The sequence below is a fragment of the Bradyrhizobium sp. 138 genome, assembly GCF_023074075.1.
GTDB lineage: Bacteria > Pseudomonadota > Alphaproteobacteria > Rhizobiales > Xanthobacteraceae > Bradyrhizobium.
Genome location: NZ_JADPKT010000014.1, coordinates 1 through 20,489, shown reverse-complemented (window position 1 = coordinate 20,489; position 20,489 = coordinate 1). Strand labels below are relative to the sequence as shown.

Genomic DNA, 20,489 nt, shown 5'->3' with positions numbered 1-20,489 from the left:
GTCAGTGCGATCGAGCTTGATCATCTTGGTCCTCCGAGGCTGGGTGGTTGGCAATCCAATCCTAACCTCTTGACCACCCGCCGCCCCATAGGATCTGAGACGCGAAGAATACGATGCGAACGCATCGCGTCCGGAGCCTCGAAGGATGAACGGCCAAGATGCAGCCGGGCCGTCGCCCTTCGAGGCTCGCTTCGCGGCGCTGCGCACCGCGGCTCACGCCTCAGGGTGACGGTGATAGGTTGGCGCGGCTTGTTCGCCCGGGCTTTGGCATCGCAATCGCGTCAGGCGCACTGCCCTTCCCCGGCCGAAGTTCCTGATCCAACAAATCAGCATCAAATGGCCCCATATGAGTCCGCAACCTTCTGCGGCGTGAGGGATTCATGGGCAGCGGCTTTTCTGTCGCGATCTCAACTGCCAACTCAAAAGGAGTTCACATGGCTCTTCTCGGAAACCTGCTCGGCACGGTCGACGGTCTGCTCGGAACTGCAACGGGTGCGCTGTCGGGCGGTGCTGAAGCAGGTGGAAGTGCAACGGCCGGCGCCAGCGGCGCGGTCGACCTGTCGCACACGCTCGATGTCGGGGCGCTGATCGAAACCAACCCCAGCATCGACGTCTCCGCGTCAGGCCTCGCGGGAACCGGCGGCATCGACGCCTCGGTCTCCGCGCCGACCGCGATCGGGCTTAGCGCAGACGTCGGACATCTCGACGTCGGTGGCCTCCTCCACGGGCTCGTTTGATCCCAATTCCCTGACGAACGACATGTGGCGTGGGGCTTTGGCCCCACGTCACACCCTCCGTGAGTCCGCCACTCCGGCGCGAACACGATCTGCACCTCTACGACCTGCACTTCACAACTTGCACCTTAAGGACATCTCAGATGGCGGCAGCGCTTTCGACGGTCGCGGATGAAGCGATCGAGCCGCCTTATCGCCGCGGCGACGATTTGCGCGAGGCGCTCAGCAAGCTCTGGCCGCACTTCCTCTGGGCCGGATTGTTCTCGAGTGCGATCAACCTGCTCTACCTCGCGTCGCCGCTCTATCTGATGCAGGTCTATAACCGAGTCCTGCTCAACGAAAACATCTCCACACTCGTTCTGCTCACCCTCATCCTCGCCATCGCACTACTGACCATGGCCGGCCTCGACGCGGTGCGCGCCTGGATCCTGATCCGCTGCGGCATCCGGCTCGACATGGAGCTGTCGACGCGCGTGTTCGAGGCACTGGTGGTGCGTTCGGCCGAACGCGGCGCCTCGCGTGGCGCCCAGCAGCTGCGCGATCTCGACCAGTTCCGCACCTTCGTGACGGGGTCCGGCATCTACTTTGCGTTCGACCTGCCCTGGATCCCGATCTATCTGCTGCTGCTGTTCTTCATCCATCCCCTGCTTGGCCTCGTCGCCACCATCGGCGCGGTGCTGCTGCTGGGGCTCGCGGGCGTGAACGAGATCTTGACCCGCAATCCGATGAAGCAGGCCGAGGCATCGGGCAATCAGTCCTACGTCTTCACCGAGAACGTGCTGCGCCACGCCGACGTGATCCGCGCCATGGGCATGCAGCCGGCGGTCGAACGCAACTGGCAGAGCCAGCGCTCCGCGATGCTGGTGCAGCAAGCCGTCGCCAGCGACAAGAACGCGGTGATGACCTCGTCGATCCGATTCTTCCGCCTGCTGCTGCAATCGCTCATGCTCGGCGCCGGCGCCTGGCTCGCGATCGACCATGCCATCACGCCTGCGACCATTTTCGCCGCCAGCATCGTCATGGGCCGCGCCCTGGTCCCGGTCGAGCAGGCGGTCGGCACCTGGAAGCAGTTCATCGGCGCCCGCGATTCCTACACGCAGGTGCGCGACCTGCTCGCCACCATCGACCTCTCCACCCCCCAGACCATCGTGCCGAAGCAGCGCAACACCGTCGAGGTGCGGGATCTCGTCTGCGAGCTGCCGTCGCGGCCCGAACCGGTGCTGAAAGGTCTGACCTTCGAGCTCGCGGGCGGACAGGCCCTCGGCATCGTCGGCCCGAGCGGCTCTGGGAAGAGCACGCTGGCGCGCCTGCTTGTCGGCGCGATGGCTCCCGCTGCCGGGCGGCTGCGCTTCGGCGGACTCGATTACAATCACTGGGATCCCGTCGAATTCGGCCGCCATGTCGGCTATCTGCCGCAGGATGTCGGCCTGTTCGCCGGCACCGTGCGCGAGAACATCGCGCGCTTCGGCGATGCCTCCACCGACGAGATCATCGATGCGGCCATCCGCGCTGGCATCCACGACATGGTGCTCGATCTGCCCCGGCAATACGATACACGGCTCGGCGTCGGCGGCGTTGGCCTATCCGGCGGACAGCGCCAGCGGCTGGGCCTTGCGCGGGCGTTGCTCGGCCGTCCCCCGCTGCTGGTGCTGGACGAGCCCAATGCCAATCTCGACGCGCCCGGCGAGGAGGCGTTGAAAGCCGCCCTGCTCCAGGCCAAAGCCGACGGCGCGGCCGTCATCGTCATCACCCACCGCACCACGATCCTCGACATCGTCGACGTCATGATGGTGTTGCGCAGCGGCATGCTCGACATGCTCGGCCCGCCCGGCGAGGTCTATCAGGCCTTGCAGCAGCAGGCGGCCACACGGGCGACCGCATCATGAGCACCGCAACCTATATCGCCGACCGCGAACGCGCCTATTACGCCCGGCCGGGACGGCCCGCCCTGGTCGGCGCGATCGTGGTCGGGGCATTTGCTTCGGCCATGACACTGTGGGGCACGCTTGCCCCGATCTCGGGCGCGGCGATCGCCAACGGCAATCTCCAGGTCGAGGGACGGCGCCAGAGTGTGCAGCATCCCTATGGTGGCGTGATCCGCCAGCTCCTGGTCCGCGACGGCGTTCATGTCGAGAAAGGACAGCTGCTGCTCGTCCTCGACGATAGCGATCCCCGCGCCAAGCTGGACGTGCTGGTCGCCGACCGCGATGCCTCGCGCGCCGCACAGGCGCGGCTGATGGCTGAGCGTGACGGTCGCGCCGCGCCGGATTTCGGCGTCAATGCGAAAGACGCAATGCCCGCGCTGCGTCAGGCGATGGCGAACGAGGTCGCGATGATGGCCGCACGCAAGCACCAGTTCGAGGCCGAGACTGCGGTGCTCCGGCGCAAGATCGCCGAGTTGAATGCCCAGATCGACGGCACGCAGGCGCAGCTCACCGGCACCGAGAAGCAGCGCGAATTGCTCGCCGACGAGATGGGCGGCGCCCAGCGCCTGTATGAACAGGGCTATACGCCGAAGACGCGGATCCTGGCGCTGCAGCGCGAGGACGCCAAGCTCCAGGCCGACATCGGCGCGCAGCGCGCCAACATTGCCGGGATGCAGCAGCAGATCGCGCAGAACGACGCCGAGATCGCCAGGGCCGAACGCGCCCGGATGAGCGAGATCACCGATCAGCTGCGCTCCACCGAGAACAAGCTCGCAGAGCTCGCTCCAAAAGTCGACGCCGCAACAGACGTCGTGAACCGAACCCAGATCAAGGCGCCCGCGACCGGCTCGGTGGTCGGGCTCGACGTGTTCACCGAAGGCGGCGTGATCCAGCCCGGCGCGAAGCTCATGGACATCGTGCCGTCGGACAATCCGCTGATCGTGGACGCGCAGCTGAGGCTTTCCGACATCAACGACGTCACCGTCGGCCGCCGCGCCGAAATCCGGTTGACCGGCGTCAACTATGTCGAACGTCCCCGCCTCTATGGGACCGTGCGCACCGTGTCGGCCGACCGCGTCACCAACGACAAGGCCGGCGGTCCCGGCTACTACGCCGTCGAGGTCTCGCTGGAGCCGGAGGACGTCAAGAAGTCACGCATCGAGTTGCAGTCGGGCATGCCGGCCGAGGTGATCGTGCCGACGCGTCCGCGCACGCTGTTCGAATATCTGTTCGGTCCGCTGCGCGACGAGCTGACCCGCGCTTTCCGCGAACGCTGACGAGGAGCATGGCCGATGGCTGCATCCGAGCAGAACAACCGCCGCGCTGAAAAGGCCGAAACTGCGCGCCACATCACCACGGAAGAGACTGTCGCCTTCATGACGGCGCTGGTGGCCTTCCTGAAGGAGGCCGAAGCCACCGGACATCATGGCGGCAATGATGCTCAGCCGATCCCGGCGGATCTGCCGTCCGCCCCCATGCACGCCGCCGATCCGGTTCCCGCCGAAACGATGCCGGACGATCGGCAGCCAAGCTCGGGCGATCAACATGCCGATGCGAGCGTGCCTCCGACGGCCGAGGCCTCGACGACGCCTCATGTGGATGTGGCGGCTGCAGACGTCGCGCATGCTGACGCGCCCGCCGATATCGCCGCCATGACGAGCAGCGGCGCGACTGTCCTGGCTGAAGGTCACGCCTTGGCACAAGCCACCTCCGTCACGTCCGATCATCCTGCGGCACCCAGCGCCACTCACACCGATGTCGCGACCTCCGCCTCGATCGATCCGGTGACATCACTGCACGAGCTCGGCAGCACGATCATGAACCTTGTCGACACCTCGCTGGCGGTGGTGTCGCACACACTCGAAAGCTTGAGCACGACCGTCAGTCAGCTGACGTCCACGGTAACCGGAACGATTGGCCAGCTCACAGACAGCGTGACCGGCCTTGTCGGCGGTCTCCTGCATTCCGTCGGAGGCGACACTCATGACGCCTCCGCCCCCGACCTGTTCAATGCGCTGGTCACCGATATCGTCAGCACGCCGCTGACCTCGCAGCACGACAGCTCGGCGACAAACCATGTCGATATCAGCGGTCTCGACACGGCCGGCGCGGTGCCGATGGCGGCCCTCTCACCGCTGACGATGCATCTCGGCTTCCTCGGCCAGCCCGGCGACGGCCACGATCTTCATGACGGCGCGTTCTCAGCGCTCGGCGTGCATCATTTCTAGCTATCTGTCTCGACGCCACGGCGGCGGATCGCATCATTGCCGCCTTCGCGGCGCTCGATCGCCAGCGGGCACGTTGCAAGCCACACCCGGTGTGCTATCGCTCCGGCCATGTCACCCAAGACCTTCGAAACCCGCTGCCTGCGCCTGCCCGCCATCACCAAGGTGGTGCAGTGGGAGGGCACGTCCGTGTTCAAGGTCGGCGGCAAGATGTTCGCACTCGACGGCGGCTTTGCCGCGCGCTCCGGCGGCTACATGTTCAAGGTCTCCAACATGGCCTATGCCATGTTGATCGAGCACGGCCTGGCGCGACCGGCGCCGTATCTGGCGCGTGCCAAATGGGTGCAGCTCGTCAGCAACAGCGCCCTGTCGGATGCCGAGCTCGCCAGCTATCTCGCGCAGGCCCATGCGCTGATCGTGGCCAAGCTGACGCGGAAGGCCCGCAAGGAACTTGGGCTCGGAGCGCCGGAGGCCGAGCGGCATGACCATCCCCACGTCCAGCGCACGGATCGCTCGCGGCGACATTGAGGACATCAAGCTGATCCAGCCGGAGACCTAGGCGTCCTGCTCGGTCGGCTCCCGCTCGATTGACGGGGACAATATATCTGACTAAAGTCAGACATCATGCTCGATCCCATCTCCCGCGTCCGCCGCTTCAATCGCGCCGTCACCTCTGCCGTCGGCGCCCTCGATACCTCGTTCCTCGGACGCGGGCGGCCACTCGGTGCCGCGCGGGTGCTCAATGCGATCGGGCATGGGCGCTCGGACGTGGCGGAGATCCGCGACTATCTCGGGCTCGATTCCGGCCTGATGAGCCGGCTGCTCCGCAGCCTCGAGGACGCAGGGCTGGTCGAGACCACCACGCATCAGGACGATGCACGGCGGCGGATAGCAAAGCTCACGCGCGCGGGCCGCCGCGAATTCGCGGCCTATGAGGCGCTGTCGAACGCCCAGGCCGACGGCTTCCTCGCGCAACACTCACAACGCGAGGCGCTGCTGGCGGCGATGGACCTGATCGCCTCCGTGCTGACCCGCGAGCGGGTCGCGCTGGAGGAAATGGATCCGCGATGCGAGGAAGCGCGCCACTGCCTCGGCGAGTACTATGCCGAGCTCGGCCGCCGCTTCAAGCAGGGCTTTGACGTCTCGCGCTCGCGCGACCCTGATGCCAAGGATATGCGCCGGCCGCGCGGCACCTTCATCGTCGCGATGTCGGACACGCTGCCGATCGGATGCGTCGGCTTGAAGGGAACGGATCACGGCTACGCCGAGATCAAGCGTCTCTGGGTCGCGCCCGCCGCACGCGGATTGCGGCTCGGCCGGCGCCTGATGGACGCAACCGAGGATGCCGCACGCGAGCTCGGCATCACGCTGCTGCGGCTCGACACCAACAGCGCGCTGCCAGAGGCCGGCCAGCTCTACCGCACCACGGGCTGGCGCGAGATCTCGCGCTACAACGACGATCCCTACCCGGACCTGTTCTTCGAAAAGCGGGTGTGACGCCGCGGCAGGCGATCACGTCGTTCGCGTCGGGCGCACGACCATCTCGTTGACGTCGACATCATCAGGCTGCTCGATCGCAAAGCGCACCGCGCGGGCGATCGCGTCCGGCTGAAGCGCGATGGCACGATAAGTCTTCATCGCCTCGGCCGCGACGGGATCGGTGATGGTGCCCGCGAGCTCGCTCTCCACCACGCCGGGATGGATGCAGGTGACGCGGATGTTGTCGTGCTCCTGGCGCAGGCCGTCCGAGATCGCCCGCACCGCATATTTGGTTGCGCAATAGACCGCCGCAGTCGGCCCGACGCCAAGCGCACCGATCGAGGCGATATTGATCACATGGCCAGAACCGCGCGCGACCATCTCCGGCAGCACAGCTGCGATCCCGTAAAGCACGCCCTTGATGTTGACGTCGACCATCCGGTCCCACTCCTCGATCTTCAACGAGGCCATCAGCGACAGCGGCATCACACCGGCATTGTTGACGATCGCGTCGACATGGCCCCAGACCCCGCGCGCGGCGTCTGCAAACGCTGCAACGCTCGCGCGGTCGGCCACGTCAAGCGGATGCGCGAGCACTGTCCCACCCTGCCCGTTCAACTCGGCCGCGAGCGACTTCAGTCGATCGGCGCGCCGCGCGCCCAGCAGGACCTTGGCGCCGGCTCCGGCCAATTCGCGCGCGATGCCCGCGCCGATGCCGCTGGAAGCGCCAGTGATGAGAATGACTTTGTCGATTGGCATGAGATCTTTCCTCGCGTTCGCATTGCGTGCGCGAAAGATGGCCCGGGCCGGCTGCCGTGATAAGACGACGGTCCCTAACCAGTCCGGCAAGCAAATCTAACCAATGGAACCCGATCTCAACGCTCTCGCCGTTTTTGCGCTGGTCGCCGAACACCGAAGTTTTCGTGCCGCGGCCGACCGGCTCGGCGTGACCCGCTCGGCCGTGAGCCAGACCATCCAGCGCCTGGAGGAAAGTCTCGGAATCGCATTGGTCCAGCGCACGACGCGCAGCGTCGGCCTGACCGAGGCCGGCGAACGGCTGTATGCGGAGGTCGCGCCCGCCATTGCGGAGATGCGCGCCGCGCTCGGCAACACCGAAGCGCTGCGCGGGCGGCCCCGCGGATTGCTGCGCCTTGCGGTCTCCTCGATCGCCGAGCATTTTCTCTCTGGACCGCTTCTTGCGGCCTTCACCGAAGCCAACCCGGAGGTACAGCTCGACGTCGCCGTGACCGATGCGGAATTCGACATCGTCGCCGCGGGCTTTGACGCTGGCGTCCGGCTCGGCGAGGTCATCGAGCAGGACATGATCGCGGTGCCCATCGCCGGCGACGAACGCCAGCTCGCGGTCTGCGCCCCTTCATTTCGCGACCGCTTCGGCGTGCCGGGCCACCCGTCCCAACTGGCATCGTTTCGCTGCATCGGCTGGCGTCCGGCGCCGACCGTCGCTCCCTATCGCTGGGAGTTTGCGCAAGGCGGCAGGGAGTTCAGCGTCGCGGTCGCGCCCGAAATCACGACCAACGACATGGCGCTGATGATCAAGCTCGCCGTCGCAGGTGCCGGCATAACCTTCGGCATGGAGGCGAGCTTTCGTCCCGCGATCGAACGCGGCGAGCTTGTGCCGATCCTCGAGGATTATTGCCCCTTCTTCGCCGGCTTTTATCTCTATTATCCGAGCCGTCGCAACCTTGCACCGAAGTTGCGTGCGCTCGTCGAGCATCTGCGACGGCGCGTCTGAGCTGAAGGAGCCTGTCGTGACCAGGGACGGTCTCGCTGACACCTACCGCAGCTACATCGCCTGCCTGAACCGGCAGGACTGGCCGGCACTTGGGCAATACGTGCATGACGAGGTCGCCCACAACGCGCGGCCGCTCGGCCTGTCCGGCTATCGTGCAATGCTGGAGCAGGATTTTCGTGACATTCCGGATCTGCGCTTCAACATCGAGCTGCTGATGTCGGATCCGCCCAAGATCGCAGCGAGGCTGGGATTCGATTGCACGCCAGTCGGGTCGTTCCTTGGACTTGCCGTCAACGGAAAGCGCGTATCGTTCTGCGAGAACGTGTTCTACGCGTTCCACGACGGCAAGATCCGGCAGGTCTGGTCGGTAATCGACAAAGCCGCAATCGAGGCGCAGCTCTGACGCTGCGCCTCGATCTCGACTTCACGCCGCGGCCGGCGCCACTTGCCCTTGCGGCTTCGCGAAGGGACGGAACGTCATCGCCATCAGGAATGCGCCGAGACCCATCGCCCAGGAGGCAATGTAGAGCCAGGCGTAGCTGGAGAAGGCGTCGTAGATCAGGCCGCCGGCAAGCGGGCCGGTGGCCATGCCGAGGCTGCCGGCCATGGCGCTGCCGCCGATCACCGTGCCCATCATCTTGAGCGGAAAGTTCTCGCGAATGAGAACGGCATAGAGCGGCATGGTGCCGGCATAGATGAAGCCGAAGACGGCCCCGACCGCGTAGAACGTTGTGAGCTGATGGGCGAAGACATAAGCGAGCGCACCGAACGCCTGGAGCAGCAGGCCCGAGACCAGCACGCGCTTGGCGCCGAAGCGGTCACCGAGGACGCCGAAGGCAATGCGGCCGCCGAGGCCGGCAAACCCCTCGATGCTGTAGATCGTCACCGCCGCGACCAGCGGAATGCCGCAGCTCACCGCATAGCTGACGGTGTGGATGATCGGGCCGGAATGGGTGGCGCAACAGAAGAAATTGGTCGCGAGCAGGATCAGGAATTGCGGCGAGCGCAGCGCCTCGCTCATCGACATCTCGGCTTGCGCGGCCCCCTCGCCCTTTGGGCCGGCCACGGCCTGCACCAGCGCCGGCGGACGGCGCACCAGGAACGAGACCGGGATCATGATGGCGCCGACCACCAGCGCCATGATCTGCATCGAGATGCGCCAGTCGTGGCCGGAGACGAGCCAGGCCGCGAGTGGCGCCATCGTCATCGGCGCCATGCCCATGCCGGCCGACACCAGCGACACCGCGAGGCTGCGCTGGGTCTCGAACCAGCCGGTGACGGCCGCCATCATCGGCGCGAAGATCGCGGCGCAGGACGCGCCGGTCAGGAGGCCGAACACGACCTGGAACACGAGAAGCGAGGTCGCGTGGCTGGCGGCGAACAGGCTGAGCGCCAGCACGGTCGATCCCGTCAGCACCACCGGCAGCGGCCCGAACCGGTCCGACAGCGTGCCCCAGGCCATGCTCGTGAACGCCATCGCCAGAAAGCCGATGGTCATCGCGCTGGAAATCCCTGTTACCGACCAGCCGGTGTCCTTGGCGATTGGCTGCAGGAACACCGGCAGCGAAAACATGCCGCCGATGGCGACGCAGCCGAGCAGGCCGCCGGCGGCGACGATCACCCAGCGATAGGGGGATTGGGTCATTTTGGTCTCCCGTCAGATCTGTCTGGGGAAAAGACGATCGGGAACAGCACTGGCCGACAATGCAGTTTCATTTTTGCCGCACGCTTTCGTGACCCGCCAACAAAACGCGAAAAACAACCCCATGCACAGTAGCCGGCCCCTGCGGGATCAATGACTTACCGACCAGGGAACGGCCGGCTCAGCGGCGGCCGGTTCCTGCACAAGGACGGCACGCCCTATCCGGAGGCGTGACCGTCCGCAGCAAAGCCTCACATGGCGACGCTGCGGCGCCACGCGCTGACCGTGAGCCAAACCGCCGAGACCAGGAAGTAGAGTGCGCCGACCGCAGCATAGCCCGCGACGTTCGCGATCGACGGAGCCGCAGGCATGGTGGCCTGAAAGACGAAGAAGCCGCCCGCGAGAGCTGACTGGCCACCGCTGAGCACCATAGCCCATTGTGCGCCAAAGAGCTTCCAGCGCCGCACCGCCGTGCCGAGCTGGAGCAACCCGGACAGGATCGCCCATGTCCCGAAGATTCCGAGCACCCAGTTCATGCTGACCTGCAAGGCCAGCACGACCGCGATGGTGGCCGCGAGGCTCACCAGCACGTTCAGGCCCTGCGTGCGGTTCTCGTTCAACCCGCCACTGCAGCGCGCGTCGAGATAATTGGCCGCGGCGTCCCATGCCGGATAGGCAATGAGCAGTGTTGCTGCGATGACCGCCGACGACGGCGCGATCGCAAAGGCCGCAATGACCCAGGCGACGGAAAACGCGGCCCGCAGGAAGTAGTATTGCTTCAGCCATTGCGCATGGTCGGCGATGTCCAACGTCGTCTCACGGTCTCTCATTGCCCTCTCCTTACCTACTAGTTGGTAGATTGCGATACAGAAATCGACGCAGCGGCCTCACAAGCCGGCAACGCGCCTTGCCCTTCAGTGTCTGGTGGACAGCCGGTCCAGCAGCGGCCGGGTGATGGTGCCGAACATCCTGGGATCGCCATAGGCGCGCGCCGACAGCATCGCGCCGTGAACGGTCGCCATGAATCCTTCAGCCTCGACCTTCGCGGTGCTGGAAAGATGCAAACGTCCCTTCCGCTTGCCCCGCTCCAGCACCAAGGTCAGCCACGACGCCAGCAAACGGAAATGCGCGCGGACCTCCAGCGCCACCTCTTCGGGGAGGATCGGAAGCTCGCTGGCTAGCAGCGCGCAGACGCAGAAGGGAGCGGTCGCGTCAGTGATGCATGCCTCCCAATAGGCCACATAGTTTTCGAGCTGGTCGCGCGGGTCCGGGATGTTGCGCTCGAGTGCCGCCAAGCCCGCCTGCGCCTCCTCGCGATAACGCGACACCAGGGTACGGACCAGATCGACCTTGCTGGCGAAATGATGGTGGATGCTCGGCTTGCGAATGCCGACCATTTCGGCGATGTCGGCATAACTGAAGCCGTTATAGCCGCCGGCAATGATCAGCGAGCGCGCGCAGGCCAGGATGTCGTCGGCGGTCGTGGAAACGTTGCTCATACGGTTTAGCTACCTTCCAGTTGGTAGGCTCGTCAAGAAGGATGCTTCAACGATCCGTGAGTGGTAGGAGGCCTGCATGACCATCCGTCCCATCGTCCGCTACCCCGACCGCCGGCTCGCGCTGCCGGCCCGTCCCGTCACCGCGTTCGACGACGGCTTGCGCGAGCTCGCAGCGGACCTGCTGGATACGATGCGGGCCGCGCCCGGAATCGGCATCACCGCGCCGCATATCGGCGTGCCCTTGCGGGTCGTCGTGCTCGAGCTCGACGCCAAGGCAGGCCCTGTCACCTACGTCAATCCGGTCATCGAATGGGCCTCGCCCGAGATGATCATGCACCGCGAAGGCAGCGTCTCGATGCCCGGGGTCAACGACGAGGTGCAGCGCCATGTGCGCGTGCGCATCAGCTACCACGATCTCGACGGCAACATGCGAACCGAGGAATCGGAAGCCTTGCGCGCCGTGTGCCACCAGCACGAGATCGACCAGCTCGACGGCATGTTCTGGATCCAGCGGCTGTCGCGGCTCAAGCGCGAGCGGCTGGTGAAGAAGTACGAGAAGATCATGCGATCGTAGGGCGGATTAGCGAAGCGTAATCCGCCATTTTACAGCAGATCGTACCGAGAGAATGGTGGATTACGCCGGCGACTGCGCTGCGCGCAGCCGGCGGCTAATCCACCCTACGCGTCCCAATCCACCCTGCGCGCCCACTCACGCCCTCTTCCCGCTCCGCTTGGCGATCGGCGCAATGCGACGCTCGCGCTTGCCGCGCGCGATCTCGGTCGCCAGCGCGTCCAGCTTCGGCTCCCAGAAATTCCGGAACTGATCGATCCAGGCATCCACCGCGCGAAGCCCGGCGACGTCGACTGAATAAAGGCGCCTTTGCGCCTCCGCACGAACGTTGGCAAAGCCGCTCTCGCGCAGCACCTTGAGGTGCTGCGACACGGCCGCCTGGGTGATCCCGAACTCGGCCCCGATGATGTCGACGACCTCACCGGACGCCATTTCGCATCGCGCCAGCAGCTCGAGGATGCGGCGGCGCACGGGATCGGCGAGGACCTCGAAGACGTGCATCAGCTTCCCGTGCCGGGATGAGCGATGTCGGGCGGCATCTCGCCGCGATAGAACGCGATGGTGCGGTCCGAGCGCTGCTTCGCCTCGTCTGGATCAATCCCGCTTGCGACATGCGCCGCACGCCATGACTCGCCGCTGGTCGTCATGAAGTCCTTGCCCTCCGGCGAGCCCATCCAGGCCTCGGCCGTCTCGTGGTCGACCGATGCCCCCGTCGCAACATATCGCTCGAGCCCTGCAAGCGCGAGGTCCCAACCGATCCCCACCGCACCGGGACCGAACTGATTCCAATGATCCTCGATGATCGCGGTGTGCTCAAGCGTCAAACGCGCCTGGCTTCGTTCTGCTGCCAGCTTGACGTCGATCCAGCTCACCGCCCCTGCAAACTCCCACGTCGCGGCAAAATAGCTCGGCGGAGTGCACGCAGTGATGGTGCCGCCCGCATTGCCCTTGAGCTGGTACCGTCCGCCGAGTTCGAGATCGCCCTCGACCGGCAAGAACCAGCGCGGAATGCGCTCCCTGCTGGTCACGGCATCCCAGAGATCGTCGACGCTGGTGTCGTAAAGCCGCGTCAGTGTCACGGCACTCGCAGGTTTGCCGTCTTTCTCGAAGTTGCGCACTGAGCGCGCAACGAGGCCCAGAACTCTGGCGACGTCGATCTGCATTGCGTTCCTCCTGATCGCTTCGTTCGGCGAGGAATATCGCCTTATACTAATATAAGTCAAATCTTATATTAGGTGTCAAACCACCCCGCGGCCTTGTGAACAAAACAGCCCCTCAAGCGTCTATCCATCCTCACCTCGCCATGGCTGGACTAGACGGAAGGCTTTCATGAAAGTTCGCAAATTCGCCATCACCGACGCTTCGTTCGAACGCTCGCCGGGACAGGACGGCGACATCTTCGCCGCCAACGTGATCGACCAGCGCCACGGCGGACCAATCACGATCGGCTTCGGCCGCTACGCGCCGAACCAGGTCCTCGAAGAGACGATGATGGTCAACGATGTCATGATTGTCCTTGAGGGGAAGCTGTCGGTCACGAGCCACGGCAGCACCGTCACCGCGGGTTCCGGCGAGATCGTCCACATGCCGAAGGGCGAGACGGTCATCATCCACTCGCACGAGCAAGGCGCCGTCACCGCTTACGTCACCTATCCGCATTGGCAGGAGGCGCGTGACGACGCCACTTAGTGAGGCGCGAACGTGCGACGCCCTCACCCGCCCGCCATCAGCGCCTTCGCCAGCGCCATATAGGCCGGCAGCGTCACGGGATCGTTGGCGGCGTTGCCCGCCATGGGGTGCGAGGCGTAGCGCGCGATCACCATCTCGGCCTTGGGATCGATGTAGATGCCCTGGCCGTAGACGCCGCGCGCCATGTAGGCGCCGTGTTCATTATGCGTGACCCACCATTGATTGCGGTAGGACGCGCCGGGCAGCGTGGTGTAGCCGGCCGGCTTGAATTTCTCGGGATCGCCGCCGCGGGCGATGTCCTCGACGACCTGCGACGGCACGATCTGACGGCCGTTGAAGCGGCCAAAATTGCGCATGGTCTCGCCGAAGCGGGCGAGGTCGCGCAATGTCGTCGAAAGACCGCCGCCGCCGCTCTCGGTCCCGATGCGGTCGACGTGATAATGCGCATCCTCCTCCGCGCCCATCGGCTGCCAGATGCGCTCGGACAGAAGATCGGACAGCGTCATGCCGCTGGCGCGCCTGACGATCCAGGCCAGCACGTCGGTGTTGACAGTCTTGTAGGCGAAGGCCTTGCCGTGCTCGCCCTGCTTCTGCTGCGCCATCAGAAACTCGAAGATCGTGGTCGCGCCTTCATAACCCGGCGGGATCGGCGCCATGCCGTTCGCTCGCCTGAGGCCCCACACATCCGAATTCTTGTCCGTGTAGACTTCGGTGTAAGCGAGCCCCGTGGTCATATCCATGACCTCATGCACGCGCGCGTCCCCGAACGCGCTCGCCTTCAGCTCCGGCACGTAGCCTGTCACAGGTGCCTGCGGGTCGATCCTGCCCTCGCTGACCAGCATGCCGGCGAGAACGCCGGTGAACGACTTCGTCACCGACATCGCGATATGCGGCTTGTGCGGCTTCAGCGCGCCAAAGTAGCGCTCATAGATCAGCTTGCCCCGATGCAGCACCGCGATGCCGTCGGTGTAGGTCTCCTCGAGCATCTTGGCGAACGTCATCGGCCGCCCGTCCATCGTGGTCGAGGCGATCGCGCCGATATCCTGTTCCGAGCGCGGCAGCGGAGACGCAGGCCCTGCGCCGCGCCAGACGTTCACCGTCGGCACCAGCTGACGGATATTGCTCCAGGCCCAGCGCAGTTCGGGAAAGCTGCGGAACGAGCCGTCCTGGAAGGTGATGGTGCGGTCGGGGGATGGCGGGAAGCCGCGCATCCAGCCGAGGGTTTCGGGGTCGGTGGCGGTGGCGGTGGGACAGGTAGGCGGGGCGGACATCAAGCTTGGCTCCGGAAAGGCGATACAGATGCCGTAGCATGGACGACCACGGCTCGCACCCGAGGCAAGCGTGAAGCACCTGCACTCTACCCGTCCTACTCGCTCGCGCTGCATGCCCCCACCAATCCCAAGAGCGCTCCCACGGCCGCAGTGAAAGCGTGCGCGAGAACGCTCTGAGCGGTGTCGATGGATTGTCCGCCTAATCCGCTCGCGGCAAGCCAGATAAGACCGCCGCCAGCCAACAGAATAACGACAAACACCATCGAAATAATCAGCCGGAAATCCCACATTATCATACCTCGCACGCCGTTCGACGGCCCGAGGTTTAGTCAGTATAAAACATATTGTCAATCGCAATATTGAACATACTGCAATACTGGCGTACAAGACACGTTATGACAACTCTTCCTCTCAAAGCGCTCACCGAAAGCCTTTTTATGGGTGTTAACGCGAGCCGCCTCTCCAAGGACCCAATCGACATCGAACCAGTGCCAATTATTCATATCAAGGACGTCGTCGATAATGTCGTTGCCGACGTCGGCCGGCTTGAGACGATAGAGCTACCGACACCCCCCCAGAATTCTCGCCAGCGCCTACTCCCCGGCGACATTTTATTAAGCGCTCGGGGAACACTCATGAAGTGCGCGGTTATTCCCTCCTCGCACTTCGCGACGGTGGCGAGCGCAAACTTTATTGTCATCCGCTTAGGTACGGACGCTGTACTCCAGCCAGAGCTGCTTTGGGTTTTCTTGCGTCAGCCATCTACCCAGGCGCGCTTGCTCAGCGGAGTAACGGGGACAGCTCAGCCTGCACTCAACATCCGAGCAATCGAGGAGTTGGTTATCCCTATTCCACCACGCGAGATTCAATCCGATCTCGTTCGACTAACCCTTCTAGCTGAGCAACAATATCGGTGCGCTCTTGAAGGCGCAAAGCTGCGTCAGGAAGAAGCAATGGAAATTGTAGCTCAGTACATGGATTCATAATGGCTAACGAGCAGATCAACGGGTCGCACTGGGAGTCACAGCTGCGCGCCATGATGGATGCGGGCCGCGCATCACAATCTTCAGCCTTGAGAGAATCGCTGGCTCTGCTCGGCATTCTGCATCTAGGCCGACAACTCTCACCGCCGGAGAAAACGATCGATCCATTGCAGTTTGTTCATTGGCTAGCTATGGAGATCGAGCGTCGCAACCATCTGCGAGGGCGACCGCTGAGCCAGATTATCTTCTCTCGCTTTCAAGGGATAGCGATAGACGTACTTGCAACTTGGCTACACATTGGCTCGGAACCCTCGCCACTGGCTGGATTCTCTCAATGGTTCTCATCCAGGCTGGATACACTCGGATTTGAATATCCGTACGACACCCCCTCGTCCTTATCGCGGCTAGTGTCCTCAATATTTGCAAATCGATCGCCAAGGTCTGTCTTCGATCCGGCTTGCGGCACCGGTGGCTTTCTTGCAGCGCTGACCAAAGGACTCAGTTCGGCGACAGTGTTGGGCGAAGAAATCAGTGCTGAGGCACATGCGTGGGCGCAACTGCGCTTCCTTGTGCTTGATCTTCCCAACGTCACCTTGCTTGAGGGCAATGCTCTAAGCGACCCAACATTAGATCGCTACATGCCGAGCGGCGGATTTGATATGATTTTGACAAATCCACCCTTTGGACAACCGGTCGAAGTCCATAGAACGCCGCATTCTCGTGGCATCGGGGTCGAACTCGTTGGTCGAGTAGTAAGCGAAACCGCATATGTAAACAGGATAGCGGGCTTACTCTCGACGTCTGGAATTGCCGCCGTCGTGGTGCCCAACGGCTTCCTATCGCGCGCGGGCACGGACCAAAAGCTACGCGAAACATTGGTGTCAACCGACATATTGCAGGCGATTATAGGATTGCCGGAGCGGCTGTTCGCCCCCGCAACTGCTATCGGAACGGCGATCCTAATTCTGAACCGCGAGAAATCGGATGACCAAAAAGGCCGAGCGCTCTTTGTCGAAGCCCGAGGACAAGGGAATCGCGACGGCAATCGCGTGACTTTGGCGGATGCCACGATTGAACGAATTAGATCGAGGTATTGCGATTGGAGGAACGAAGACGGATTCTCTCAAGTTGTTTCGTTCGAGCAGCTCGATCCTAGAATCACGTCGTTCTCACCAAGCGCACATGTAAGACCTTCTCAGGCCACCGCCAAAGTGGGTCCGAATGTTCGACGCGCTCGCATTCTCGAACTAGATAAGCGGCACGCAATCCTTTGCGAACAATATGAAGCACTCAGATCGAGCCTCGCAATAGTTAGATAAGCCCCCTACTCCCACTCAATCGTCCCAGGCGGCTTGCTCGTCACGTCGTACACCACCCGGTTCACGCCCTTCACCTCGTTGATGATGCGCGTCGCGGTCTCGCCCAGGAACTTCATGTCGAACTGGTAGAAATCCGCGGTCATGCCGTCGGTCGACGTGACGGCGCGCAGGCCGACGACGTAGTCGTAGGTGCGGCCGTCGCCCATGACGCCGACGGTCTTCACCGGGAGCAGCACCGCAAAGGCCTGCCAGATCTCGTCGTAGAGGCCGTGCTTGCGGATCTGGTCGATGTAGACGGCGTCGGCCTTGCGCAGGATGTCGAGCTTGTCTTTCGTGATGTCGCCGGGGCAGCGGATGGCGAGGCCGGGGCCCGGGAACGGGTGGCGGCCGACGAAGATTTCGGGAAGGCCGAGCTCGCGCCCGAGCTTGCGCACCTCGTCCTTGAACAGCTCGCGCAGGGGCTCGACGAGCTTCATGTTCATGCGCTCAGGCAGGCCGCCGACATTGTGGTGCGACTTGATCGTCACCGAGGGGCCCCCGGTGAAGGAGACGCTCTCGATCACATCAGGATAGAGCGTGCCTTGCGCGAGGAAGTCGGCGCCGCCGAACTTCTTGGCCTCGGCTTCGAACACCTCGATGAAGAGGCGGCCGATGGTCTTGCGCTTGGTTTCCGGATCGGTGACGCCTTCGAGCTCGCCGAGGAACTGCTTCGAGGCATCCACGTGCACGAGCGGGATGTTGTAGTGGTGGCGGAACAGGTCGACCACGGTCTTGGCCTCATCGAGGCGGAGCAGGCCGTGATCGACGAACACGCAAGTGAGCTGGTCGCCGATGGCCTCGTGAATCAAGACGGCCGCGACGGCGGAATCGACGCCGCCGGACAGGCCGCAGATCACCTTGCCCTTGCCGACCTGGGCGCGGATCTTGGCGATCTCCTCCTCGCGGAAGGCGCGCATGGTCCAGTCGCCGGACAGGCCGGCGATCTTGCGGACGAAATTGCGGATGAGCTTGGCGCCGTCGGGCGTGTGCACCACTTCGGGGTGGAACATCAGGCCGTAGTACTTGCGCTTCTCGTCCTGGATGATCGCGAACGGCGCGTTCGGCGAGGTGCCGGCGACGGAGAAGCCCGGCGGCATCTTGGTGATGCGGTCGCCATGGCTCATCCAGACCTGGTTCTTGCCGCCCGGCGACCAGACGTCCTCGAACAGCTTGCTCGGCGCCTTGACCTCGACGTCGGCCCGGCCGAATTCGCGGTGATGGCCGCCCTCGACCTCCCCGCCTAGCTGCGCTGCCATGGTCATCTGGCCGTAGCAGATGCCCATCACGGGCACGCCGGAATCGAAGATGACTTGCGGCGCGCGGGGCGAACCGGCCTCATGCACCGATTCAGGGCCGCCGGAGAGGATCACCGCTTTCGGCTTCATCTCGTCGAAGGCGCTTTCTGCCTTGTTGAACGGGACGATCTCGCAATAGACGCCGTCCTCGCGCACGCGACGCGCGATCAGCTGCGTCACCTGGCTGCCGAAGTCGACGATGAGAATCTTGTCGTGCGCCGAGGCCACCGAGGGCGTCGACGCGGAGCGGTCGTTCTGTGCTGCTGTCATGGCCAGCAAATACGCGACGCGCGGGCAGCCCGCAACCGCGGTGGCGGCGCGCCCACATGCTTCTTTGGGCATGGACAAATCGATATAGGTAAGTATTATTGACCTAATTTGGCCCAACCATCAAACCCGGGCCGATCGGGAGAACGGTCATGTCACAGCACCACCAGCCATCATCGCTCGCCGCGCTCGGCCGGTCCTGGGTCGAGGCTTGGAACGCGCGCGATCTCGAGCGCGTGCTCGCGCTCTATGACGAGGCGGCCGTGATGACCTCGGATCGCATACCGATGCTGGGGTTCGACGCCAGCGGAACGTTGCGCGGCAAGGACGCTTTGCGCGCCTATTGGGGCAAGGCGCTCGGGCTTTTGCCGGAGTTGCATTTCTCGCTGATCGATCTGTTCGTCAGCCCGGACAGCGTCGTGGTGTTTTACGCCAACGAGCGGGCTAAGAAGATCTGCGAATATCTGCGGGTGAACGATGCCGGGCTGATCGTGCAGGGCTCGGCGAACCATCTGGTGGGATGATTTTCTGCCCCTTGCTCAGACATTGTAGGGCGGGCAAAGGCGCGCTTGCGCCGTGCCCACGATCTCTTTCAAGATCGCGAGACAGGTGGGCACGCATCCGACTTCGCTCTTCGAGCGAAGCGGAGGCTTTGCCCACCCTACGAAACTGCCGGCTCTGAATCAGGATCCCCCCATGAAACTCCCCGCCTCCCCCTTCACCGTCACCGACTGGAAACAAGTCGAGGCGACCACGCATCCTGGCGAGAGCGGCGAGGCCAAGTGGCGCACGCTCAATATCGGCGAGCTCCGGGTGCGGATGGTGGAGTATTCGCCGGGCTATTTGGCCGACCATTGGTGCGATCGCGGCCACGTGCTCTACGTGCTGAAGGGCGAGCTCGACTCTGAGCTCCGTGACGGGCGCAAATTCAAGCTCACGGCGGGCATGAGCTACCAGGTCTCGGATTTCGGCGACGCCGCGCACCGGTCCTCGACGACGACCGGGGCGAGGCTCTTCATCGTGGACTGAGATGCACCCGGGCGGCTACTTTGCACCGCAAAATAGAAAAGTCGCGCGAGGTCCCGGGCCACGGGTGGTGCCTTGAACTGGCCCCAAATTCTCGCTATATTGTGATCATCGATACTTGGCCGAACGACTGGGCCGCTTCGCCTCGTTGCTGACGGGCGCGCACGCTTCAGATGACTTCTCCAAACATCGACTGAACAGGGCTATGGGCGCAATGCTGCGTACCGGTCCACGTGCGTACTCTCTCTAACTAACTAAAGGAAATTCCCATGGCTATGGGCACCGTGAAGTGGTTCAACACCCAAAAGGGTTATGGTTTCATCCAGCCGGATGACGGCCAGAAGGACGTGTTCGTGCATATCAGCGCCGTCGAGCGCGCTGGCCTCTCCTCCCTCAACGAGGGTCAGAAGGTCTCGTTCGACATCGTCGCCGATCGTCGCAGCGGCAAGTCGTCGGCTGACAATCTCCGCGTCGGCTAACGCCCGCGCAGCGTTCTGACCACGGACGTACCGGCAGAACGTTAGAGCTAAAAGGCCCCGCGACCGGGATCCGGTTGCGGGGCTTTTGTTTTTTGGGGGCCGCCGTACAGGGGTGCCGTAGGGTGGGCAAAGGCGCGCTCTTCGCGCCGTGCCCACCACCTTTCAACAATGGGCAAAATCGTGGGCACGCTTCGCTTTGCCCACCCTCATATGGGGATTTGTAAGTCAAGCCTGTTCGATCTGTCCGGGTAAGGGACTTGCGGTAGGAGGGCGGCGCGCGGAGCCATGCGTAG

Annotated in this window: 23 protein-coding genes; 15 read left to right on the top strand and 8 right to left on the bottom strand. The window is 63.8% G+C overall.

Translation table 11 applies throughout. The features are described from left to right. Positions 1–434 precede the first annotated feature (434 nt). From IVA79_RS08515 to IVA79_RS08490, 6 genes are all read left to right on the top strand, one after another. Entirely contained in the window at positions 435–737 is a 303-nt protein-coding gene (locus IVA79_RS08515; protein ID WP_247551828.1) for a hypothetical protein, read from the top strand. A 140-nt stretch (positions 738–877) separates the two neighbouring features. Further along, complete coding sequence (locus IVA79_RS08510) at positions 878–2,620, top strand: type I secretion system permease/ATPase (protein WP_247551826.1); 1,743 nt, start codon at positions 878–880, stop codon at positions 2,618–2,620. Further along, the gene (locus IVA79_RS08505; protein WP_247551824.1) at positions 2,617–3,936 is read left to right on the top strand and encodes an HlyD family type I secretion periplasmic adaptor subunit; all 1,320 of its coding nucleotides are present in this window, start codon (positions 2,617–2,619) and stop codon (positions 3,934–3,936) included. The genes IVA79_RS08510 and IVA79_RS08505 overlap by 4 nt, the downstream gene beginning before the upstream one ends. A 15-nt stretch (positions 3,937–3,951) precedes the next feature. After that, on the top strand, positions 3,952–4,887 hold the full coding sequence (locus IVA79_RS08500) for a hypothetical protein (RefSeq protein WP_247551822.1): 936 nt from the start codon (positions 3,952–3,954) through the stop codon (positions 4,885–4,887). A 108-nt stretch (positions 4,888–4,995) separates the two neighbouring features. Then, on the top strand, positions 4,996–5,412 hold the full coding sequence (locus IVA79_RS08495; RefSeq protein ID WP_247551820.1) for an MmcQ/YjbR family DNA-binding protein: 417 nt from the start codon (positions 4,996–4,998) through the stop codon (positions 5,410–5,412). A 96-nt stretch (positions 5,413–5,508) separates the two neighbouring features. Then, on the top strand, positions 5,509–6,381 hold the full coding sequence (locus tag IVA79_RS08490) for a bifunctional helix-turn-helix transcriptional regulator/GNAT family N-acetyltransferase (protein ID WP_247551818.1): 873 nt from the start codon (positions 5,509–5,511) through the stop codon (positions 6,379–6,381). A 15-nt stretch (positions 6,382–6,396) separates the two neighbouring features. Here the strand turns inward: IVA79_RS08490 and IVA79_RS08485 are convergent, their stop codons facing one another. Further along, positions 6,397–7,122, bottom strand: a complete 726-nt coding sequence (locus IVA79_RS08485) for an SDR family oxidoreductase (protein ID WP_247551816.1) — start codon at positions 7,120–7,122, stop codon at positions 6,397–6,399. Positions 7,123–7,225: 103 nt separating this feature from the next. On the opposite strand from IVA79_RS08485, the gene IVA79_RS08480 reads away from it, so the two are divergent. Both IVA79_RS08480 and IVA79_RS08475 read left to right on the top strand, forming a co-directional pair. Next, on the top strand, positions 7,226–8,116 hold the full coding sequence (locus tag IVA79_RS08480; RefSeq protein ID WP_247551814.1) for a LysR family transcriptional regulator: 891 nt from the start codon (positions 7,226–7,228) through the stop codon (positions 8,114–8,116). A gap of 16 nt (positions 8,117–8,132) precedes the next feature. Continuing rightward, complete coding sequence (locus IVA79_RS08475) at positions 8,133–8,519, top strand: ester cyclase (protein WP_247551812.1); 387 nt, start codon at positions 8,133–8,135, stop codon at positions 8,517–8,519. A gap of 21 nt (positions 8,520–8,540) precedes the next feature. Here the strand turns inward: IVA79_RS08475 and IVA79_RS08470 are convergent, their stop codons facing one another. The 3 genes from IVA79_RS08470 to IVA79_RS08460 form a co-directional block, all read right to left on the bottom strand. After that, the gene (locus IVA79_RS08470) at positions 8,541–9,761 is read right to left on the bottom strand and encodes an MFS transporter (RefSeq protein ID WP_247551810.1); all 1,221 of its coding nucleotides are present in this window, start codon (positions 9,759–9,761) and stop codon (positions 8,541–8,543) included. A gap of 248 nt (positions 9,762–10,009) precedes the next feature. Then, entirely contained in the window at positions 10,010–10,588 is a 579-nt protein-coding gene (locus tag IVA79_RS08465) for a DUF308 domain-containing protein (RefSeq protein WP_247551808.1), read from the bottom strand. A gap of 84 nt (positions 10,589–10,672) precedes the next feature. Further along, entirely contained in the window at positions 10,673–11,257 is a 585-nt protein-coding gene (locus tag IVA79_RS08460; protein ID WP_247551806.1) for a TetR/AcrR family transcriptional regulator, read from the bottom strand. Between the two features lie 76 nt (positions 11,258–11,333). On the opposite strand from IVA79_RS08460, the gene IVA79_RS08455 reads away from it, so the two are divergent. Next, positions 11,334–11,831, top strand: coding sequence for a peptide deformylase (locus tag IVA79_RS08455; RefSeq protein ID WP_247551804.1), 498 nt, complete (start codon positions 11,334–11,336; stop codon positions 11,829–11,831). Positions 11,832–11,966: 135 nt separating this feature from the next. On the opposite strand, the gene IVA79_RS08450 is transcribed toward IVA79_RS08455, so the two are convergent. Beyond that, positions 11,967–12,329, bottom strand: coding sequence for a metalloregulator ArsR/SmtB family transcription factor (locus tag IVA79_RS08450; protein WP_247551802.1), 363 nt, complete (start codon positions 12,327–12,329; stop codon positions 11,967–11,969). Next, positions 12,329–12,991, bottom strand: coding sequence for an SRPBCC family protein (locus IVA79_RS08445; protein ID WP_247551800.1), 663 nt, complete (start codon positions 12,989–12,991; stop codon positions 12,329–12,331). The genes IVA79_RS08450 and IVA79_RS08445 overlap by 1 nt, the downstream gene beginning before the upstream one ends. A 166-nt stretch (positions 12,992–13,157) precedes the next feature. Between IVA79_RS08445 and IVA79_RS08440 the strand changes: the two genes are divergently transcribed. Then, a complete protein-coding gene (locus tag IVA79_RS08440; RefSeq protein WP_247551798.1) occupies positions 13,158–13,517 on the top strand; it encodes an ethanolamine utilization protein in 360 nt (119 codons plus the stop codon). 23 nt (positions 13,518–13,540) lie between these two features. Here IVA79_RS08440 and IVA79_RS08435 read toward each other — a convergent pair whose 3' ends face one another. Then, positions 13,541–14,788, bottom strand: coding sequence for a serine hydrolase (locus IVA79_RS08435; RefSeq protein ID WP_247551796.1), 1,248 nt, complete (start codon positions 14,786–14,788; stop codon positions 13,541–13,543). A 395-nt stretch (positions 14,789–15,183) separates the two neighbouring features. On the opposite strand from IVA79_RS08435, the gene IVA79_RS08430 reads away from it, so the two are divergent. Both IVA79_RS08430 and IVA79_RS08425 read left to right on the top strand, forming a co-directional pair. After that, entirely contained in the window at positions 15,184–15,774 is a 591-nt protein-coding gene (locus IVA79_RS08430; RefSeq protein WP_247551794.1) for a restriction endonuclease subunit S, read from the top strand. Continuing rightward, complete coding sequence (locus IVA79_RS08425; RefSeq protein WP_247551792.1) at positions 15,774–17,090, top strand: N-6 DNA methylase; 1,317 nt, start codon at positions 15,774–15,776, stop codon at positions 17,088–17,090. Before IVA79_RS08430 ends, IVA79_RS08425 begins: the two co-directional genes overlap by 1 nt. A 5-nt stretch (positions 17,091–17,095) precedes the next feature. On the opposite strand, the gene guaA is transcribed toward IVA79_RS08425, so the two are convergent. After that, positions 17,096–18,694 (bottom strand): glutamine-hydrolyzing GMP synthase, encoded by a 1,599-nt coding sequence (guaA, locus tag IVA79_RS08420; RefSeq protein ID WP_247551831.1) that lies wholly within the window; start codon positions 18,692–18,694, stop codon positions 17,096–17,098. 149 nt (positions 18,695–18,843) lie between these two features. Here guaA and IVA79_RS08415 point away from each other — a divergent pair, with 149 nt between their 5' ends. From IVA79_RS08415 to IVA79_RS08405, 3 genes are all read left to right on the top strand, one after another. Then, positions 18,844–19,215 (top strand): nuclear transport factor 2 family protein, encoded by a 372-nt coding sequence (locus tag IVA79_RS08415; RefSeq protein ID WP_247551790.1) that lies wholly within the window; start codon positions 18,844–18,846, stop codon positions 19,213–19,215. Between the two features lie 172 nt (positions 19,216–19,387). Further along, complete coding sequence (locus IVA79_RS08410; protein WP_247551788.1) at positions 19,388–19,720, top strand: DHCW motif cupin fold protein; 333 nt, start codon at positions 19,388–19,390, stop codon at positions 19,718–19,720. A 266-nt stretch (positions 19,721–19,986) separates the two neighbouring features. Continuing rightward, positions 19,987–20,196: a cold-shock protein gene (locus tag IVA79_RS08405; protein WP_008141931.1), complete on the top strand. Its 210-nt coding sequence runs from the start codon at positions 19,987–19,989 to the stop codon at positions 20,194–20,196. Positions 20,197–20,489: the final 293 nt, after the last annotated feature.

What these genes read in the sequence shown, in the direction of transcription:
- IVA79_RS08465 (WP_247551808.1), bottom strand. Translation starts at nt 10,588, where the DNA reads ATGAGAGACCGTGAGACGACGTTGGACATCGCCGACCATGCGCAATGG.
- IVA79_RS08445 (WP_247551800.1), bottom strand. Translation starts at nt 12,991, where the DNA reads ATGCAGATCGACGTCGCCAGAGTTCTGGGCCTCGTTGCGCGCTCAGTG.
- guaA (WP_247551831.1), bottom strand. Translation starts at nt 18,694, where the DNA reads ATGACAGCAGCACAGAACGACCGCTCCGCGTCGACGCCCTCGGTGGCC.
- IVA79_RS08460 (WP_247551806.1), bottom strand. Translation starts at nt 11,257, where the DNA reads ATGAGCAACGTTTCCACGACCGCCGACGACATCCTGGCCTGCGCGCGC.
- IVA79_RS08410 (WP_247551788.1), top strand. Translation starts at nt 19,388, where the DNA reads ATGAAACTCCCCGCCTCCCCCTTCACCGTCACCGACTGGAAACAAGTC.
- IVA79_RS08425 (WP_247551792.1), top strand. Translation starts at nt 15,774, where the DNA reads ATGGCTAACGAGCAGATCAACGGGTCGCACTGGGAGTCACAGCTGCGC.
- IVA79_RS08515 (WP_247551828.1), top strand. Translation starts at nt 435, where the DNA reads ATGGCTCTTCTCGGAAACCTGCTCGGCACGGTCGACGGTCTGCTCGGA.
- IVA79_RS08500 (WP_247551822.1), top strand. Translation starts at nt 3,952, where the DNA reads ATGGCTGCATCCGAGCAGAACAACCGCCGCGCTGAAAAGGCCGAAACT.
- IVA79_RS08455 (WP_247551804.1), top strand. Translation starts at nt 11,334, where the DNA reads ATGACCATCCGTCCCATCGTCCGCTACCCCGACCGCCGGCTCGCGCTG.
- IVA79_RS08470 (WP_247551810.1), bottom strand. Translation starts at nt 9,761, where the DNA reads ATGACCCAATCCCCCTATCGCTGGGTGATCGTCGCCGCCGGCGGCCTG.
- IVA79_RS08490 (WP_247551818.1), top strand. Translation starts at nt 5,509, where the DNA reads ATGCTCGATCCCATCTCCCGCGTCCGCCGCTTCAATCGCGCCGTCACC.
- IVA79_RS08510 (WP_247551826.1), top strand. Translation starts at nt 878, where the DNA reads ATGGCGGCAGCGCTTTCGACGGTCGCGGATGAAGCGATCGAGCCGCCT.
- IVA79_RS08440 (WP_247551798.1), top strand. Translation starts at nt 13,158, where the DNA reads ATGAAAGTTCGCAAATTCGCCATCACCGACGCTTCGTTCGAACGCTCG.
- IVA79_RS08435 (WP_247551796.1), bottom strand. Translation starts at nt 14,788, where the DNA reads ATGTCCGCCCCGCCTACCTGTCCCACCGCCACCGCCACCGACCCCGAA.
- IVA79_RS08495 (WP_247551820.1), top strand. Translation starts at nt 4,996, where the DNA reads ATGTCACCCAAGACCTTCGAAACCCGCTGCCTGCGCCTGCCCGCCATC.
- IVA79_RS08405 (WP_008141931.1), top strand. Translation starts at nt 19,987, where the DNA reads ATGGCTATGGGCACCGTGAAGTGGTTCAACACCCAAAAGGGTTATGGT.
- IVA79_RS08430 (WP_247551794.1), top strand. Translation starts at nt 15,184, where the DNA reads ATGACAACTCTTCCTCTCAAAGCGCTCACCGAAAGCCTTTTTATGGGT.
- IVA79_RS08480 (WP_247551814.1), top strand. Translation starts at nt 7,226, where the DNA reads ATGGAACCCGATCTCAACGCTCTCGCCGTTTTTGCGCTGGTCGCCGAA.
- IVA79_RS08505 (WP_247551824.1), top strand. Translation starts at nt 2,617, where the DNA reads ATGAGCACCGCAACCTATATCGCCGACCGCGAACGCGCCTATTACGCC.
- IVA79_RS08450 (WP_247551802.1), bottom strand. Translation starts at nt 12,329, where the DNA reads ATGCACGTCTTCGAGGTCCTCGCCGATCCCGTGCGCCGCCGCATCCTC.
- IVA79_RS08415 (WP_247551790.1), top strand. Translation starts at nt 18,844, where the DNA reads ATGTCACAGCACCACCAGCCATCATCGCTCGCCGCGCTCGGCCGGTCC.
- IVA79_RS08485 (WP_247551816.1), bottom strand. Translation starts at nt 7,122, where the DNA reads ATGCCAATCGACAAAGTCATTCTCATCACTGGCGCTTCCAGCGGCATC.